At 66.6% G+C, this 18,321-nt stretch carries 12 protein-coding genes, 1 tRNA gene and 1 pseudogene; 5 read left to right on the top strand and 9 right to left on the bottom strand.

The features are described from left to right. Positions 1 to 25: 25 nt before the first annotated feature. Positions 26 to 4,864, bottom strand: a complete 4,839-nt coding sequence (locus tag IAE34_RS17660; protein ID WP_200140256.1) for a dermonecrotic toxin domain-containing protein — start codon at positions 4,862 to 4,864, stop codon at positions 26 to 28. Between the two features lie 177 nt (positions 4,865 to 5,041). On the opposite strand from IAE34_RS17660, the gene pvdP reads away from it, so the two are divergent. Next, positions 5,042 to 6,664, top strand: coding sequence for a pyoverdine maturation tyrosinase PvdP (gene pvdP, locus IAE34_RS17665; RefSeq protein ID WP_200140257.1), 1,623 nt, complete (start codon positions 5,042 to 5,044; stop codon positions 6,662 to 6,664). Positions 6,665 to 6,821: 157 nt separating this feature from the next. Here pvdP and IAE34_RS17670 read toward each other — a convergent pair whose 3' ends face one another. Genes IAE34_RS17670 through IAE34_RS17680 form a run of 3 tightly spaced genes read right to left on the bottom strand, consistent with a single transcriptional unit; the run spans position 6,822 to position 11,357 of the window. After that, positions 6,822 to 8,216, bottom strand: coding sequence for an efflux transporter outer membrane subunit (locus tag IAE34_RS17670; RefSeq protein ID WP_200140258.1), 1,395 nt, complete (start codon positions 8,214 to 8,216; stop codon positions 6,822 to 6,824). Between the two features lie 3 nt (positions 8,217 to 8,219). After that, positions 8,220 to 10,178: a MacB family efflux pump subunit gene (locus tag IAE34_RS17675; RefSeq protein WP_200140259.1), complete on the bottom strand. Its 1,959-nt coding sequence runs from the start codon at positions 10,176 to 10,178 to the stop codon at positions 8,220 to 8,222. After that, positions 10,179 to 11,357, bottom strand: a complete 1,179-nt coding sequence (locus IAE34_RS17680; protein WP_200140260.1) for an efflux RND transporter periplasmic adaptor subunit — start codon at positions 11,355 to 11,357, stop codon at positions 10,179 to 10,181. A 203-nt stretch (positions 11,358 to 11,560) separates the two neighbouring features. Between IAE34_RS17680 and IAE34_RS17685 the strand changes: the two genes are divergently transcribed. Further along, on the top strand, positions 11,561 to 12,040 hold the full coding sequence (locus tag IAE34_RS17685; RefSeq protein WP_200140261.1) for a sigma-70 family RNA polymerase sigma factor: 480 nt from the start codon (positions 11,561 to 11,563) through the stop codon (positions 12,038 to 12,040). 60 nt (positions 12,041 to 12,100) lie between these two features. Continuing rightward, positions 12,101 to 13,408 (top strand): MFS transporter, encoded by a 1,308-nt coding sequence (locus IAE34_RS17690; protein WP_200140262.1) that lies wholly within the window; start codon positions 12,101 to 12,103, stop codon positions 13,406 to 13,408. Positions 13,409 to 13,425: 17 nt separating this feature from the next. On the opposite strand, the gene IAE34_RS24795 is transcribed toward IAE34_RS17690, so the two are convergent. From IAE34_RS24795 to IAE34_RS17710, 5 genes and pseudogenes are all read right to left on the bottom strand, one after another. Then, entirely contained in the window at positions 13,426 to 14,193 is a 768-nt protein-coding gene (locus IAE34_RS24795) for a methyl-accepting chemotaxis protein (protein ID WP_442793231.1), read from the bottom strand. An 87-nt stretch (positions 14,194 to 14,280) separates the two neighbouring features. Next, positions 14,281 to 15,366, bottom strand: a pseudogene (locus IAE34_RS24800) (cache domain-containing protein); the annotation flags it as partial. 210 nt (positions 15,367 to 15,576) lie between these two features. Continuing rightward, entirely contained in the window at positions 15,577 to 15,750 is a 174-nt protein-coding gene (locus IAE34_RS17700; protein WP_200140264.1) for a PA1571 family protein, read from the bottom strand. Positions 15,751 to 16,013: 263 nt separating this feature from the next. Then, positions 16,014 to 16,090, bottom strand: a tRNA-Pro gene (locus tag IAE34_RS17705). 81 nt (positions 16,091 to 16,171) lie between these two features. Then, positions 16,172 to 16,393, bottom strand: coding sequence for a YgdI/YgdR family lipoprotein (locus IAE34_RS17710; protein WP_200140265.1), 222 nt, complete (start codon positions 16,391 to 16,393; stop codon positions 16,172 to 16,174). Between the two features lie 164 nt (positions 16,394 to 16,557). Here IAE34_RS17710 and moaB point away from each other — a divergent pair, with 164 nt between their 5' ends. Together moaB and IAE34_RS17720 are read left to right on the top strand one after the other, a co-directional pair. Further along, positions 16,558 to 17,097: a molybdenum cofactor biosynthesis protein B gene (gene moaB / locus IAE34_RS17715; RefSeq protein ID WP_200140267.1), complete on the top strand. Its 540-nt coding sequence runs from the start codon at positions 16,558 to 16,560 to the stop codon at positions 17,095 to 17,097. Next, positions 17,081 to 18,307: a molybdopterin molybdotransferase MoeA gene (locus IAE34_RS17720; protein WP_325100999.1), complete on the top strand. Its 1,227-nt coding sequence runs from the start codon at positions 17,081 to 17,083 to the stop codon at positions 18,305 to 18,307. The genes moaB and IAE34_RS17720 overlap by 17 nt, the downstream gene beginning before the upstream one ends. Positions 18,308 to 18,321: the final 14 nt, after the last annotated feature.

Raw genomic sequence — 18,321 nt, forward strand, 5'->3', positions numbered from 1 at the left:
CCCGCCTGAGCGCGCGGGCGGAGTTTCAGCCCAGATACCGCTGGGCCATGGATTGCGTGAGGGTTCTGTTGAGGGCCTCCGTGGCCGCCGTTCGCGCCTGGAGCAGCAGGTCGCTGGCACGCCGGTAGATCTCGTTTTCGTTGGCATAGCGCCCCGACACCAGGTCGACCCGCTGCACCACCGTGCCTTCGCGCCAGCGAAGGCCGGGATGATCGCCCAGCTGTTGTTCGAGCAGCAGCAGATAGGTCTCCGGGACGGGGGCGCCGACGTACGCGCCTTGTCCGCTGCTGGCTTCGCTGAAGCTTGAGTGATAGTCGACGGCGCCTTCCCAGAGCTGATCCAGCGCCTGGAAGTCCGGTCGGTGCAGTCGCTGCAGGCAATCGCGCCACAGCGGCTGGTCGATGGCCCATTCGACGAAGCGCGCCTGGTCGAACTCTGCCAGAACGCCTGCACCCAGGCGGTCCAGGGTGGCATCGCTGAGTCGTGCCAGATACCCGAATGCCATTTCCTGAGGTTGAGCAGGCAGATTCAGGCGTGCCTGCAGTCGGCGACGGGCATCGAGCTGTATCTCGACTTCGTCGAGCAGAAAGTTCGGCGCCCCCAATGTCGCGTCGTCCAGATCGTCATTGGCATGCAGCGGCGCCGCCGCGACCGCTTCAGGGTTGGCCGCGCCTTCAGCCAAGGCTCGCCGTCTGGCCACACGTGCGTCGTACAGTCGGGCGATGCGCTCATCGAGCAGGTGCTGACGCAACACGCCAGCCGCGCTCTGCACCACGGCCTGGGTATCGCTGGCAGTCGGCGCCGCTGTGGTGAGCATCTGCCACATCAGGACATCGTTCTCGGTCTGCTGAAACAGTAGGCTGGCCTGATCGACGCAAGTCTGGGCGGCGTCCTCCAGACGTGCGCTGACCCGTTGCAGCAAGTCGCCCCGACCCCACGGCTCGGCGCCAGCCTGGCCCGGTTCGCTCAACAGGCGCAGCACGTGCTGCATGCGCTGCACGGTGAGTTGCGGGTGCTGCTGATATTCGGCGGTGTCCGGCAGGCGGGCGAAAAGCGCGTAGAGGGGGTGCCACAGGGGTTCTTCAGCGGTTTCCGAGACATGATCCAACAAGTCCATCGGCCAGTCGAAGAACCAGGCCTGTTCCATCGGCTGGCGCGCAGCTACCGCCAGCCCGGCCTCGCTCAGGCGCTGCAGGCTCGGATCGTCCAGCGGGTTTTCGTCGAAATTGTACCGCGTGTCCCCGCCTGCGGCGGCGGCCTCGGCGAACCGCGTCCCGGCCAGGGGCGGCACTTGGCTCAGAAGATTTTCACTGAGGTCGAGCTGACGCAGGCGCAAAGGGTCCTGGTCGAGCAAGGCGCTCAACCCTTCGGGCCATTCGATGATCTCGGTGTCCTGCAAGTCGAGTACTCGCAGGTGCACCCAGCCACTGACGTCAGGCGCCAGGTCCAGTGGATTGTCGCCCAGGTAGAGCTGCTCCAGGCGATTGAGGCGGGCCAGCGCCATGCGGGTCTGGGGTGTCAGGGTGATGTTGTTTTCGCGCAGGCTCAGGCCGCTCAGTGCAGGCCATTGCTCGAGCGCCTGCACGTGCTGCTCGAACAGCTCGAGTTCATTGGCATCGAGTTGCAGCGCTTGCAGCCTGGGCAACTGTGCCCAGCGCTGCAGTGCGCTGGGCGGCAGGCTGGGCAGGGTGTTGGTCAGGTTCAGTCGACGCAGGCGCATGAGGTTGGCGATGGTCTCGACGTTCTCCGGCACCTGCAGATCGATCAGATTCTGCGACAGATCCAGATCCTCCAAGGCGCTGAGTTGACCCAGCTGCGGCGGTAGGCGGCTGAGCGTGCACGCGGTAAGGTCCAGGTGGCGCAGCGCTGGGAAGGCTTCGAGAAAACCGCCCAGGTTCGCCGCTCCTCCAGCGTCGAGGTTGACCAGGATCAGTGCGCGGACATGGGGCATGCGGTCGGGCAGGGTGGGCAGCCGGCCGATGCCGCTGCCGTCCAGCTGCAGCGCCAGGCGGTCGAAGCCCAGGCTGGGCGGGACGGTTTCACGGCGCCATGCCTGGCGCAGGGCCTGGCTGAAGGCGATGCGCGCGCTGCGCCGCGTGGCGGCAGTGACCCCGGCCGACGGTGTTGGCGGTTCGTCCACCCACAGCTCCAGGGCGCTGTCGAGCCGGCGGTACTCGTCGCGAAGTGTCTGCAGCAGTCGTGAGAAGGCTTGCGGCCCCTCACCGGCCTGCCCACGCAGATGCTCGCGCAGTGCGTGACGATCGGTTTCGGGGCTGGCCGGGTACAGCTCGTCGAACAGTGCGTCGGGGTCGTCCCACCCCTGGCCGCGGCCGCTGAGCCGATAGCCGAGGCGGGCATCGCCTGGTGCGCGACTGGGAAAGCGCAATAGCGGGCGGATGGGCTGCATGCCCAGCGCCTGGGCCGAGCCCTCGCGATCGGCCGCGGCGAGCGCGAACAGCAAAGCGTTCAGGCGCTGCGGCTCATGGATGTCGACGCCAAGCGCCCTGCGCTCGGCGTCCGGCAGGGCTTGCAGGATCGCTTGAAACAGGTCGGTATCGTTGCTCAGTGTAAGGCCGGTTTCATCATGGGGACGATAACGGTCAGCGCGGCGCACGATGACTTTGGCCGGCACCCCATCCGTGCCCGCCTGGGCGAGCAGCGCACCGCCGGTTCGGTCCAGGCGCAACTCCAGGCGTGTGCGTGCGCTCCAGCCCGGCAGGCGGGTCAACTGCCTGAGCACGATCAGGTCGCGATCGGCTTCGGCCCCGTTGGCCACGTCGAAAGCGTCCAGTGCTCTGGTGAGGCGGGACGTTCTGACCGCTAGGCGCGCGGCCTCGGCGACGGCCAGGGGTATCCGCTGGGCGCGCTCCAGATAGCGCAAATCCTGCGTGCGGGCGGCGGCCAGTAGTTCGGCGCAAGCGCGGTCACCGAGCGAGGGAAACTGCCGCGACAGCAGGATGGCCGCCGGGCTGCGCGGTGGGGCGGTAGCCAGACCCCGCGCGCCGCGCGCCTGAAGGCTGTCGAGCAGCAAGGCTGGCAGCGGCTGGTGGTCGACCGCCCGTTGGCGCAATTGGGCCTCGCTGTAGCCGCTGCTGCGCAGCGCGCGTTCCAGTTGGTCATCCTGCAGGCCGGTCCTGGCAGGCGTCATGCGCCTGAGCAGGGTCTGGCCTGCCCAGCTCAAGGGATGCTCGTGTTCGAGTACCGGGACACTGCCCAGATGACCACGCAGGGCAGGGCTGGCGCGGTGGGTGGGGGTGGCCTGCAAGCGCCAGCGCGCGTCGGCGCCGCGTTGCAGCGGGTAGACCTGTTCGTCGATCTGCAGGCACGGACGACCCTTCCAGTGAATGAAGCCATCCGCCGCCGCGGGTTCGCCTTGCCACGGTATTTTACGGGCGAACGGGGTGATGTCGCCGTTCCACAGGCGCTGCGCGCCGTCCTGCTCGATCGGGTGCCACTGCTGGAGCGGCCCGGCGACCTCTGCATAGTGCGCACCCGCCCCGAGCGCTGCGAATACGATCAGGCTCTCGAATACCCCGAACAGGTGCTGCACGGCGGCATCGCCGTCGCCATCGTTCAGCGCGTGCACGCCTTCGAGGAACTCGTCCACCACCTGCGAAGCGCCCACCACCATCATCACCGCGCCCAGGGCCGGGATGAACAACGAGGCCACGTTGGCCACGTTCAGGCCCAGTTGCAGCCAGCCTGCGATGCGCGCGTCCTGTACTGCCTGATCGCGCTCGGCGACCGGCACCGCGATGGCGGCGGCGTCGCGCAGCGTGCGGATGATCCTGTGTCGGGCTCGCGCGGCGAAGGGATCGCCTGGCCAGGCGTCGTGGCTCCAAGGCAGGCGAGCGTTCTTGTCCAGCGTCGGCAACCAGATACTGCGGGGTGGGGGGAACGCACGCGCCAGCCAGCTGAAGCTCTGGCCTTTCTCGAGCACGGGGGTTTGCTGGAAGCCGCTGTAGGGATAGCGCGGATACAAGGTCTGGCGCAATCGGTCGGCGAACTGTGCGAATTGCGCATTGCTGACGAAGGCGCTGAAGTAGTGGCGAAACTTGTCGTCCCACAGATCGCGGGTCAGTGCCTCGCCCAGCGCTTGCAGCGAAGAATACTGGCGTACCGCGCCTTGACCGGCGCCCGGCAGGTACAGCAGGCAAGGTTCGGTGCTGTCGCGGGGTGCGAGCCTGATCAGCAGCGGCCCGTGCAGCGGGATGCCGAACAGGCTCAGGTAGGCGCACTCCACGGGTCTGCTGTGGCTCTCGGGCTGAGGCACCTCGAGCTGCCCGTTCAGCAGGGCCTCGCCCAACAGTTCGCCCTGGCTGTCGATACGCCCCTCGAGACGCGCCAGGGTCAGCTCGGCAGCGAAGGCGGCGCGGTCCTGCTGGTACAGCCGCTGCCGGCAGTCATCGGTATCCAGATGCTCACGCAGGTGGTCTTGATAGCGCCGGCCCAGGTCCAGGTTGCGTGCACCTTTCACGAAGCTGGCCGGATCCAGCGGCAGAGGCCGCAGGTCGCGGCTCGAGGCATGCAGGCGAATCGCTTCGCCGTCGTCGAAATTCTGCATCGCCGCTTCCAGCCAGCTGGCATCGCGCAATGGCGCGAAGCGGCGCAGCATGCCGTGGTCGGCATCGGGCAGGGCGGCAGCGGGGTACCAGCGGGCCATGGCCTGGATCAGCAACGGACGGCAGAAGGCATCGATCGGCTTGACCCTGGCGAGCACTTCGCGCAGCTGGCGAGTCGCCCGCAAGCTGTCGCGGATGCGCTGTTGCAGGCGCGCGCGCTGGTCCGCACTGGCGCTGTACAGCCAGGTCGGCATCCGGGCGTGTATCAGCGAGATGTGCGGCGAGGGATGAGGGCTGGACATGGACGGTACTCCTGCAAGTGAGGTGGTGCCGATGCTAGCGGGCGAGAGCCCCAGCCCGGGCGTAACCGACTACCACAGGCCCACCGAGCACGCGCGCCAGACCGTTAAATTTCCCCCGCCAGCCAACGTTCTAGCTTGGATAGAGGCCGCAGCATGGCTGTAACGGACAGAGGCGCAATGACCATTTCCCGACGAGGATTCATCGCAGGCCTGGCACTGGCGGGTGCTGCGGGCGGTGCGGCCTATCATGCGCAGCGGGTACTGACCCACGATCCGGAAGACGATATCGTCACCCCGGGCGAGGCGAGCGTGGAGCTGGCCGACCTCGCCGGGCAACTGTTGGCCGACCATCTGCGGGGTATCTGGGACATTCGCTTCGAAGGCACGGACGCGGGCCTGGAAGGCTTGCCGCGCGACGGGGTCGAGGTGTTTCTCGACATCGCCACCAAGGGGCGGGGCCTGCGCGGATTCGTCGACACCGGCGCGCGCCTGCGCGCCGATGGCACCGCTGCCTACCGGGTGTTGGGCGATCTGGTCGGCGCCTCGTCGGCGCAGGTGCGCTGGCGGCTGGTGGGGCAGGCTGGCGGCCCGACCTACCTGTGCGAGGCCACCCTCGACGAGGTGTGGGGCGCCTTCGCTAATGCCGGCAGCGGCACCCTCAGCGGCCGCCTGCAGCGTCTGGACCGTCCGCTCACCTTGCCGATGCAGGACAGCCGCTTCGTCGCCGTCAAGCGCCTGTTCCCCGAAGCGCGCGAGCGTCTGCCCTACACACCGGCCATGCAGGCCTGGGTGATCAGTCCCGAGCACCGGCTGTTCCACCAACTCTGGCATGCCACCCGTGATCAATGGCACAAGATTTCCGACGAAAAACGAGACGCGCTGCGCGGCCTCGGCTGGCAGCCCGGTCCGCGCGATCGTGAACGCGATGCCCGCGGACCGCACAAGCACCGCAACGGTTCGGGTGTGGATTTCCTGTTCATGCATCGGCACATGCTCGGCGCCGCCCGCCAATTGCAGGACCTGCCGTCCTGGCAGCAGTTTCCCCTGCCGCAGCCCAGCGTGGAGTTCGACCGCCAGGGCTTCGGCCGCTACTTCGACAATCATGACGGCTACCGGGTACCGCCTCCCTGGCAGGCGCCTGGCGACGACGAGTACGGCCAGTGGGTCTCGGCGATAAAGGCCGGTGAAACCTTCACCAGCAATTTCCAGGTGTGGGAGTCGCAGTACCAGGATCCGGTCTACCTGTCGAAACTGAGCCTCGGGGCATTCGGCTCGGAGATGGAGATGACCCTGCACGACTGGTTGCACATGTGCTGGGCCTCGGTGCCTCGCGACCCTGCCAGCGGGATTCCAGTGCCGTTCGCTCGGGCGCAGGACGACTTCGCCGGGCGCTGGTTCGAGCGCGAGAACGACTTTCTCGGCGATCCCTTTTCGTCCCACGTGCACCCGGTCTTCTGGGGCTTCCACGGCTGGATCGACGACCGCATCGAAGACTGGTATCGCGCCCACGAGCGCCATCATCCCGGCCAGGTGCGTCGTCTGCAGGTCAATGGCGTGCCGTGGTTCGCGCCGGGGCCGTGGGTGGAAGTCGCCGATCCCTGGCTGGGTCCCGACACCCATGGTTGCAGCACCCTGCCAGGGATTCGCCCCGGAAAGAGTGTCGAGATGGACCCCGAAGTGATGAAGCTGGCCCTGCGCATCACCTTCGGCGAACCGGACGCGATCGACCGGCTACTGCGCCGCGTACCGCAGCGGCCCTGGTACGCACGGCATCTGTCGATGAAGAACATTCTGTCTTGACCCGGGCGCGGCGACGGGCGCCCTGTGCGGTGGCCGCGCCGTGTACGAATCGCCTGTTCGTTTCGCTGGCTGGCGGGCCAGGCGCCACCTCGCTCGAACCGCCTAACCTCAGTCGGGCCACCGGGACGCGAGCGATGGCCCGCGCCGCGTCAACCTCTCAGAGCTTCCAGCCGCCACCCAGCGCCTTGTACAGCGCCACGCTGCCTTGCAGGCGCTCCAGGCGCAACTGGGCCTGCTGGTCTTCGGCCTGATAGAGGGTTCGCTGGGTTTCCAGCACCGTCAGCAAGGTTTCGGCCCCCGAAGCGTAACGCTGCTGGGCGAGTTCGAAGGCGATGCGCGCCTGCCCCACTTCCTCGTCCTGCCACTGGCGTTGCCGGTCTACGCCATCGATGGCGTTCAGCGCTTTCTCCACGTCGGCGAAGCCGGCGATGATCTGTTTCCGGTAGTCTTCCAGCAACTCCTGCTCGCGTGCCTGGGCGCGGTCGCGCTCGGCGCGGCGCCGGCCATGGTCGAAGATCGGTGTGACCAGGCCAGTGGTGAGGGTGTAGAACGGGCTGTCGAGCACACGGGCGAAGGTTCGCTCGCTGCTGCCCAGGTCGGCGCCGAGCACCACCCGCGGCAGCAGCGCCGCCCTGGCCACCTGCACATCGGCACTGGCGGCCGCCAGTCGCGCCTCGGCCGCGGCGATGTCGGGGCGCCGGCTGAGCAGCTCGCTGGGCACGCCACTGCCGATGCTCGGCCAGTGCAGTGCGCCCAGCGAACGGTCGCTGACGGCAAGCGCCTGCACCGGGTCGCCCAGCAGGGTGGCCAGGGTCACCCGATTGTCCTGGCGCCGCTGTGCCAGCAACGGCACCTGGCGTTCCTGGTTGGCTACCAGGCTGCGCTGCTGGGCCAGCTCGAGACGGGTCGAGGCACCCGAGCGCTCACGGGCCTCCACCAGACGCAGCACGTCCCGGGCATTGGCCAGGTTGAGGCGGGCGATGCGCAGTTGCTCGTCCAGTGCCAGGCCTTGCAGATAGCTGTCGGCCACGGCGCTGGTGAGTGTCAGCTCGACCGTCTGGCGATCGAAGCGGCTGGCTTGCAGCGTGCGCAGGGCGCTGTCGCGCGCACTGCGCAGGCCACCCCAGAAATCGATCTCGTAGCTGGCGCTCAGCCGGGTGGAGAACGCGGTGCTGGTACGCTCGCTGCTGGAGGCGTCCAGGCGATCGCTGCCCGGGCCGCGCAGCAGACGCTGACGACTGCCGTCCAGCCCCAGCTGTACCTCTGGTAGCAGCGGCGCGCCGGCCACCACTGCGCTGGCCTGGGCCTGGCGGACGCGCGCAGCGGCTGCCGCCAGGTCATGGCTGTTGTCCAGCGCTCGGGCGATCAGGCGATCCAGTTCGGGACTGGCGAACGCCTGCCACCAGGCTTGGGTCAAGGCGGCGTCGGCGCGCTGGGCGACTCCCTCCCAGGCACTGGGCGGCACGATGCGCGCAGGCGGTGGCGGCGCGGCGGAGCAGGCGGCGAGGCACAGGCTCAGGGTCAACAGGCTGATGCGGCTTGGCAATGTCATGGGCTACACGCTGGTAAGGGCTTTGACCGGGTCGAGTCGGGCGGCTTTGCGCGCCGGCATGAAGCCGAACACGACACCGGTGATCACGGCGCAGGCGAAGGCGCCGAGGATGGCGGGCAGGGCGAAGGCCACGGCGATGTCGGCCAGCAGCAGGGCACCGCCGATACCCAGGGCCAGGGCTATACCGGTCAGGCCGCCGACCATCGACAGCATCACCGCCTCGGTGAGGAACTGGCGCAGGATGTCGCGCTGGCGCGCCCCCGTAGCCATACGGATGCCGATCTCGCGGGTCCGCTCGCGCACGGTCATCAGCATGATGTTCATCACGCCGATGCCGCCCACCAGCAGCGAGATCGCGGCGATCGCACCGAGCATCAGCGACAGGCTGTTCTGCGTGCGTGCCTCGGCCTGGATCAACGCGGCGTCGTTGGTCAGGTCGAAGTCGCGCTTGCCCTGGTGACGCTGGCGCAGCAGGTGATCGATGGCCGCTTCGGTGTCCGCCACCCGGCTGGAGTCGGCAGCGGTGATGATCACGTACTCCGGGTCGCGGGAGCCGAACAGGCGCGTGGCGGCGGCCGAGTAGGGCACCACGATGCGTTCGTCGCTGTCCTGGTTGCCCGAGCTGGCGCCTTTGGCGGCCAGCACGCCAAGCACCTGGAACGGCACGTTTTCGATCAGCAGGTACTGGCCCAGGGGATCGCTGCCGGGGGCCAGCAGCTTGTCCCTGACCTTTTGCCCGATCACCGCCACGGCTGCGCCGCTGCGTTCGTCGGCCTCGGTGAAGAGGCTGCCATGCACCACCGGCCAGTTGAGAATCTGCGGAAACTCGGTGTTGTTGCCGCCCACGTAGAACGACTGGCTGTTGTTACCATGGCGCACCATCAGGTCGCCACCGATCACCGGCATGATGCGCTGCACCTGTGGCAAACCGGCGATCGCGGCGACGTCGTCGAGGGTGACCCGACCCGCTGCCTCGCGGGTGGTCGCGTGCTTGGCACTGACGTAGAGGATGTTCGAGCCGAAAGCGGCCATCTGCGCCATCACTTGGCGCTTGCTGCCTTCGCCCACGGCCAGCATCACCACCACCGAGGCCACGCCGATGACGATGCCGAGCAAGGTCAGCGCAGTGCGGAAGCGGTTGATCCACATCACCCGCCAGGCGGCCTGCAGCGACTCGATCATCTCGCCCTTCCAGGCGCCGCGCAGGCTGGCGCCGCGATCCAGGCGCCGACGCAGGTCATCGGCCTGCAGCCCCGGTACGGACGGCGCCTGGGCGCTGGCCGAGTCGCTGACGATCAGGCCATCGCGGATCTCGATGATGCGTCTGGCCCGCGCCGCCACTTCGCGGTCGTGGGTGATGAGGATGATCACGTGGCCCTGGCTGGCCAGTTCGTCGAGCAGGGTCATGACCTCGGCGCCGCTGTGGCTGTCCAGGGCGCCGGTGGGCTCGTCGGCCAGAATGATGTGGCCGCCGTTCATCAGCGCGCGGGCGATCGACACGCGTTGCTGCTGGCCCCCCGACAACTGATGAGGGCGGTTGCCGGTGCGGCTGGCCAGGCCAAGGCGCTCGAGCAATGCAGCGGCGCGGGCGTGGCGCTCCGCCGCCGGGGTACCGGCGTAGATGGCCGGCATCTCGACGTTCTCCTGGGCAGAGCCCGAGGGAATCAGGTGATAGCCCTGGAACACGAAGCCGAACGCCTCGCGGCGCAACCAGGCCAGTTCATCGCTGTCCAGTTCGGCGACATCGCGCCCGGCGAAGCGATAGCGCCCGCTGGAGGGGCGATCCAGGCAGCCGAGGATGTTCATCAGCGTGGACTTGCCGGAGCCGGAAGCGCCGACGATGGCGACGAACTCACCGGGCTGGATGCTCAGGCTGATGCCACGCAGCACCTGGACCTCGGGCGAGTCGATACCGCCATAGACCTTGTGGATGTCGTCAAGCTCGATCAGCGCTGCGTTCATTCAGCCTCCGCTGGCACGAGCCGCACCGATCACCAGGCGCTCGCCTTCCTGCAGGCCGTCGAGGATCTGCACGCGCAGGCGATCGCTCAGGCCGGTACGGACCTGGCGCTGCTCGATTTTGCCGTTGGCATTGAGCACCTGGGCCAGGCGCAGGCCATCGCTGGGCGCCTCGTCCAGTGCCGCCAGGGGGGCGGTGAGCACCTGGTGGGCCTGGCCGGCGACGAAGAACACCTGCGTGGTCATCTCGGCCATGAGCGCGCTATCGGGATTATCGACATCCAGCAGCACGGTGTACTGCACCACCTTGCTGCCGGTGGAACCGCTGCTGGCACTGGCCGGGCTGCCGCCACCCTGGCTGGTCTGCTCCAGGGGCTTGGGCGGAATCGGCAGGATCTGCCGCACCGTGCTGGTCCAGCGTCGCTTGCCGCCGGCGAGCGTGGTGAAGTACGCGCTCATGCCGGGCTTGACCTGGCCGATGTCCGCCTCCGACACCTGGGCCCAGACCGTCATCGGCGACAGCCGCGCGATGCGCAGGATCAGCGGCGTCTGCTGCTGGGCGTTGAGGGTCTGTCCTTCGCGGGCATCCACGGCCACCACGGTGCCGTCCATGGGCGCGTAGATGCGCGTGTAGCCAAGCTCGGCTTCGGCGCTGCGCAGGCTGGCCTGGGCTTCGAGGATCTGCGCCTGGTACATCGCGATGCGCGCCTGGGTGACTTTCAACTCGGCCTGGGCCCGTTGCACGTCTTCGGCGCGGGTGGCGCCGGAGCGCGCCAGATCGTCCTGCCGCTTGACCTGCTGCTGTGCCAGCACATGCTGGGCGCGCTGCTCGGCCAACTGCGCCTTGAGATTCTCGATCGAGTAACGGCCGGCATCCAGCCGGGCCTGCTGGGTGGAAGGGTCGATCTCGACCAGCAACTGCCCCTTGTGCACTTCATCGCCGGCTTCCACGTGCAGCGTGCGGATCTGCCCCGAGGCCTGCGCCCCCACATCCACGTAGCGTCGCGGTTGCAGCGTGCCCAGCGCGGTGACGCTGCTTTCGATGTCGGTGCGGGTGACCTGCACCGTGCTCACCGTCGGGGCGCCGAACGGCAGCGTCTTCCAAGCCAGCAGAGCGCCCAGTGCGAGCAGGCCCAGGGCGCCCAGGGCGAGGCGGCGGGGCAGTTGTGAGGTACGACTCATGCAGACTTCCGACCGGGGGAATGAGGGCGCGCCAGGGCAACGGGCACGCACGAACGTCACCGATAGACGAGCGCTGCGCGGCAAGATTTAGCCAGTCGTGCAGGCCGTGTTGCTGAGAATGGTTGTACTTTGTAAGATGCCAAGCTGATATCACTGATGCGCATTCTCAGCTGCATCGGTGTTGCCTGGGAGAGGCGAGGGCAGTGGTCGAACGTTACTATCGCGAACTGGTGGGCTTTCTCTGCACCCGGCTTGGCAGTCGCCATGCAGCAGAGGACGTGGCCCATGACGCTTGCGTGCGCCTGCTCGAACGCGGCGAGCTGCCGCCTATCGAACGCCCCAGGTCTTTCCTCTATCGTACGGCGCTGAACCTGGTGATCGACCGCCATCGCCGTCAGTCCGTGCGTCAACTCGAACCGCTGGAAGTCCTGGACGACGACGAACGCTGGCACAGCCCGGCGCCTGCGCAACTGTTCCACATCGATCAACGGCTGCAAAACGTGCACCAGGCGCTTGACGAGCTCAGTCGGCCCTGCCGCGAAAGCTTCCTGCTGCGCAAGATCGAAGGTCTGTCCCATGAGCAGATCGCCGTGCGCCTGGGCATCTCCAAGGCCATGGTCGAAAAGCATATCGTCAATGCCATGAAGCATTGCCGCCGACGCCTGCGGGACCTGGAGTCCTAGGTCGCCCCGGCGGCGGTTTTTGCTATCCTCCCAGGCTTTGCCCAATCAGCCGAACCTGAAATGACTGCCATCGATACCGCCTGCACGCCCCGTTTGAGTCGGGGCGATCACCGTACCTTGGGTCTCGCGGCGCTGGGGGGCGCGCTGGAGATCTACGACTTCATCATCTTCGTGTTCTTCGCCCTGACCCTGAGCCAGCTGTTCTTTCCGCCACAGATGCCCGAATGGCTGCGCCTGTTGCAGAGCTTCGGGATCTTCGTCACCGGGTATCTGGCGCGACCGCTTGGCGGCCTGCTGATGGCGCACTTCGCCGACCACCTGGGACGCAAACGGGTGTTCAGCCTGAGCATCCTGATGATGGCCTTGCCATGCCTGCTGATCGGCGTGATGCCGACCTACGCCGACATCGGCTATGCCGCACCGCTGGTGCTGCTGGCCCTGAGGATCCTGCAAGGCGCAGCGGTCGGGGGCGAGGTGCCCAGCGCCTGGACCTTCGTCGCCGAACATGCGCCGCCTGGCCGGCGTGGCTATGCGCTGGGCTTCCTGCAGGCCGGGCTGACCTTCGGCTATCTGCTCGGCGCGCTGGTCGCCACGCTGCTGGCGCGGCTCTACACGCCACAGGAAATCCTCGAGTTCGCCTGGCGCTACCCCTTCGTGCTCGGCGGCGTGTTCGGGGTGATGGGCGTCTGGTTGCGCCGCTGGCTGAGCGAAACGCCGGTGTTCCTGGCCATGCGCGAACGCCAGGCGCGGCCGGTGGCCTTTCCCTTGCGCACTGTGCTGACCGAGCATCGCGCGGCGTTACTGCCCGCAGCGCTGCTGACCTGCGTACTGACCTCGGCGGTGGTGGTGCTGGTGGTGATCACCCCGACGGTGATGCAGCAGCGCTTCGGTCTGGATGCCGGGCACACCTTCGCCCTGAGCAGCGTGGGCATCGTCTTTCTCAACATCGGCTGCGTGCTGGCGGGGCTGCTGGTCGACCGAATCGGTGCCTGGCGCGCCCTGACCCTCTACAGCCTGCTGCTGCCGCTGGGCATCGGCACACTGTATGCCGGCCTGGTCGGGCAGTGGGGCTCGATCTGGGCCGCCTATGCCCTGGCGGGCTTGAGTTGCGGGGTGGTCGGTGTGGTGCCGTCAGTGATGGTGGGGCTGTTCCCGGCGTCGATTCGCGTGTCGGGCATCTCGTTCACCTATAACCTGACCTACGCGCTGTGGGCCAGTGTCACGCCGCTGTTGCTGATCGCGCTGATGCCCTGGAGCCCGTGGGTGTGCCTGGGGTTCTGCCTGATCATGGGCGCCGTGGGCGCCATGACCGGTGCCGTCTATGGCCAGCGGGCCCCTCTGCGTGTCGAGGAGCCGGCGGGGTGCTGAGCGGGCGCGAATGAGCGTCAGGACTTGAAGCGTCCCACCAGCCCGTTCAGCTCTTCGGACAGTTGCGACAGCCGCCCGGAGTCCGACTGCGCCGAACTGGCCAGGCCCTCGACCAGCCGCGCCTCGTCGTAGATCTGTTGAATGTGCCGGTTGATCTCCTCGGCCACGCTGTGCTGTTCCTCTGCGGCGGCGGAGATCTGCAGGTTCTGGTCGCGGATCTCGTTCACCGACAGCTGGATGCCCTCGAAACTGTCGCGAGCGCTTTCGATGGACGACACGCTGGCGCGTGACAGGTCCAGGCAGCTTTCCATCTTGTGCGAGACTTCCTGGGTCTTGTTGCCCAAGGCACTGAGCAATTGGTCGATCTCGCCCGTGGAGTCGGCGGTGCGCTTGGCCAGCGCCCGCACCTCGTCGGCCACCACGGCAAAACCACGACCCTGATCGCCGGCACGCGCAGCCTCGATCGCCGCGTTCAGGGCCAGCAGGTTGGTCTGCTCGGCGATCGCGCGGATGGTGCCGAGGATCTGGTTGATGTTGCGGCTGCCTTCCTCCAGCTCGAGCATGGCCTGGGACGATTCGCTCAGGCGCGTGCCGAGGCGGTTGACGTTGTCGGTGGTCTGCTCGATCTGCTGCTTGCCCTCGGCGACCCGACGATGGCCATTTTCAGCCGCGCCTGCGGCACTGCTGCACGAGCGCGCCACCTCGTTCGCCGTGGCGACCATCTGGTTGAACGCGGTCGATACCAGCTCCACCGCCTCGCGCTGGCGCCCGGCCGCCTGGTTCATGTTGCCGGCCAGCTGGCTGTTGGCGCGCGAAGCTTCATGCAGGTTGCCCGAGGCTGCGCCGATGTGCTGGATCAGTTGGCGAATCGCGGCGAGAAACTTGTTGAACCAGCCGGCCAGTTCGGCGGTTTCGTCCTTGCCCTGAATCACCAGGTCGTGGCGCAGGTCGCCTTCGCCCTCGGCGATCTGTTGCAGGCCCGTGCTCACCTGGCCGATGGGCTTGACGATCACGCGCGAAAACGCGGCTGCGATCAAGGCGAAAATCAGCGCGAGCACCGCCACGATGATCGCGGTGAGGTAGGTCATGGAGGTCGCCGAGCCCATCACCTCCTTGTATTCGATCAGCCCTACGAAACGCCAGCCCAGGACCGGTGAGGTCCAGATATTGGCCATGTAGCGCGTACCGTCGATCACCACCTCGGTGGAGCCTTGCTCGGTGGCCGCCAGCTTGGCATACGGCTCGCCGAGATCCTTGAGCTGCTTGAAGCCATGGCTGGCGTCGCGTGGATCGACCAGTACAGTGCCGTCCTCGATCAGCATCACGTAGCCGCTGTTGCCCAGCTTGATGCTCTTGATCAGCTCGGTGAGGTTTTTCAGCGACACGCTCACCACGAACACACCCTTGGGCGCGCCCGCGGCATCGCTTAGGGTGCGGGCGGTGCCGACCAGGGCCACGTCGTCCTTGTCATAATAGTAAGCGGTGGTGCGCACGGTCTTGCCGGGCGTGGCCATGGCCGCCTTGTACCAGGGGCGCGTGCGCGGGTCATAGCTGGCCAGCTTGGGATCGTCCGGCCACTTGGCATAGGTGCCGTCTTGCAGGCCGATGGAGATGATCGCCGCTGCCGGGTGGGTAGCACCATAGCGGGCGAACGCATCGATGACTTGCTGGGCGGAAGCGGGCAGGGGGCGGCTGGCAGCGTCGGCTGCGGTGTAATCTTTCAGGCTGGTGACCGAGGCATAGATGGGGTCGGTCACCATCTGTTCGACGTTCTGCAGGGTGCCGTCGAAGAACTGTCGCATGTTTCCGTCGATCTGGCGTATCTCCCGGGTGCTGCCATCGAGGAACTGATCGATCGCCTCGTTGCGAATATTGATCACCGAAATCGCGCCTACCAGGGCGACCGGGATGAATGCCACCAGAACGAACGCAATCACCAGCTTGTTTTTTATCTTCATCGGGACGAACCATTCGTGGGGAATAACACGCAAGGAGCAGCCTGCACGCAGACATGGCCAAATGCTATTTACCCTGTTTCGGCGCGTACCTGCCAAAGCTTTAGCGCAGGACAGGCGCCACTACGGTCGTCAAGCGGCAACCGACAGTTTTCACCCGGCGCAGAAACGAAAAACCCGGCGCAAGCGCCGGGCATAATGGATTCGTTGGCATCAAGCCTGGTGGATCTTTTCGTCTCGGGTTTCTTCGAGTTCCTTGCAGGCCTTCTGGATCATCTGCTCGGTAATCGGAATTTCGCGACCCTGGGCGTCGATGATCGAGCCGCACGCCTGGTGTTGAGCGTAGTGGGGGGTGTTCGCGTTGCTGCTGCCATGTTGCAAGCTCATTTCCTGTCTCCTCTTCAGGTTGCAAGCTCAAGGTAAACACTCGCCGTGACTGCCCTGTGACAGTTCCTTTGGAATCACGACAGGTACAGTGCACCAGAAAGTGCAACAAAGCTCCAGCGCCGCTTAGACCGATAGGCGATAGGCACTGGGCATACCTGAATGCGAGTGCGGCGCAGGCATGAGAGTTCCGCGGACTTCGATGAGTGGCCGGATCTCTGGGCAGACGAAAAAAAACCCGCGCTGGGCGGGTTTTTTCAATAAGCTGGTCGGAGAGACAGGATTCGAACCTGCGGCCTTCTCGTCCCGAACGAGACGCGCTACCTGGCTGCGCTACACTCCGATGAGCGAAATCCTACTGCATCGTATTTTCGAGCGCAAGCCCTTGTTGTTAAAAGGGACATTGCTCGAAAATCGCTCCGCATCACAGCTCCTTGACGGTGCGCACCTGATCCTTGTTGATGCGTGCTTTCTTGCCATCGAGCTGCTCGAATTCGTAGAACCCGGAGTCCTCGTCATACGAAGGTTTGTCCACGGCCTGGATCTCGCGACCGTCGTTCAGGGTGATGACGGTCGGCGAAGCGCAACCGGCGACGGTAGCCAGGCCCAGGGCGAGCAGGAAGGCGGGAATAGTCCGTTGGATCATCGTGTATCTCCAGTTCGATGGTGCGGGATGTCCGTCAGACGCAACGCCTGCCTGCAAAGTTCCTCTCCACCTGCAGGGCATGACACAAACACCGGCTATGCAGGTCGGGGCGAGTGCCGGCCTGTGTTATAACGCACGCTTTACCGACTGCGTGACGGATTCCCATGAAAGCCAAGGCAGATACCCCGTTCGTTCCCCTGAATATCGCTGTGTTGACGGTCAGCGATACCCGCACGTTCGAAAACGACACGTCCGGTCAGGTCTTCGTCGACCGTCTCAGCGAAGCGGGCCATCGCCTGGCCGAGCGGGTGCTGCTCAAGGATGACCTGTACAAGATCCGCGCCCAGGTCGCCACCTGGATCGCCGACGACCAGGTGCAGGTGGTGCTGATCACCGGGGGTACCGGGTTCACCGGCCGCGACAGCACCCCCGAGGCGGTGGCTTGCCTGCTGGACAAGCAGGTCGATGGCTTCGGCGAGTTGTTCCGACAGATCTCGGTGCCTGACATCGGCACCTCCACCGTCCAGTCCCGGGCGCTGGCGGGCCTGGCCAATGGCACGCTGGTCTGTTGCCTGCCGGGCTCGACCAACGCCGTGCGCACCGGCTGGGACGGGATCCTCGCCGAGCAACTCGACGCCCGTCATCGCCCCTGCAATTTCGTCGCCCACCTGAAGCAGGCAGCGGCCTGTGACAGCCGTGGCTGAAAGCGCGGCGAGCCGGCCGCTGATGCCGGTGGAGCAGGCTCTGGAGCAACTGCTGGCGATGGCCGACTCGACGCCGATCCAGGACACCGAAACGGTCGTGCTGGCCGAAGCCCAGGGACGGGTGCTGGCCCAGGTGCTCGAAGCCAGCCTCGATCTGCCGCCCTGGCCCAACAGTGCCATGGACGGTTATGCCCTGCGCCTGGACGATCTGCAGGGTCAGCCGCTGGTGGTGAGTCAGCGGATTTTCGCCGGTCATGCGCCGGCGCCGCTGCAGGCAGGCACCTGCGCGCGCATTTTCACCGGCGCGCCGCTGCCCGAGGGGGCCGACTGCGTTGAAATGCAGGAAAACACCGAGGTGCTCGCCGATGGGTGCGTGCGTTTCCTGCAAGGGTTGATCGCCCAGCAGAACGTGCGTCCCCAGGGCCAGGAAACCCGCGCTGGCGAGCAGGTACTGGAAGCCGGCACGCGTCTGGGGCCGATCGAGCTGGGTCTGGCGGCCACCCTCGGCTACGGCGCACTGACGGTGCGCCGCCGTGCCCGGGTCGCGGTCCTGTCGACCGGCGACGAACTGGTCGAGCCGGGCCAGCCGCTCGGGCCAGGGCAGATCTACAACAGCAACCGCCAACTGCTGGTCAGCTGGTTGCAGCGTCTGGGCTGCGAGGTGGTGGATGCCGGCATCCTGGCCGACGACCTCGACCTGACCCGGCAGTGCCTGGAGAACCTCGGCGACGTCGACCTGATCCTGTCCACCGGCGGCGTCTCGGTCGGCGAAGCCGATTACCTGGGCATGGCCCTGCGCGAAGCGGGCGAACTGGCATTGTGGAAACTGGCGATCAAGCCCGGCAAGCCTCTGACTTTCGGCCACTGGCGCGGCGTACCGGTGATCGGCCTGCCGGGTAATCCGGCGTCCACACTGGTCACCTTCGCGCTGCTGGCACGTCCCTACCTGCTGCGCCGCCTGGGCGTGGCCGATGTCACGCCTCTGCAGTTCTCGATGCCGGCCGGTTTCGACTGGCCCAAGCCTGGCAACCGGCGCGAATACCTGCGCGCACGTATCGACCAGGGTCGGGTGATCCTCTATCCCAACCAGAGCTCTGGCGTGCTGCGCAGTGCCGCCTGGGCCGAGGGGCTGGTGGAGGTGCGCGAAGGTCGTACGGTGCAGTCCGGCGACGTGGTGCCCTTCATTCCCTTCAGCGAGCTGATGGGCTGATCCGGTCGCTGATG

The sequence above is a fragment of the Pseudomonas sp. S30 genome (assembly GCF_016518545.1).
GTDB lineage: Bacteria > Pseudomonadota > Gammaproteobacteria > Pseudomonadales > Pseudomonadaceae > Aquipseudomonas.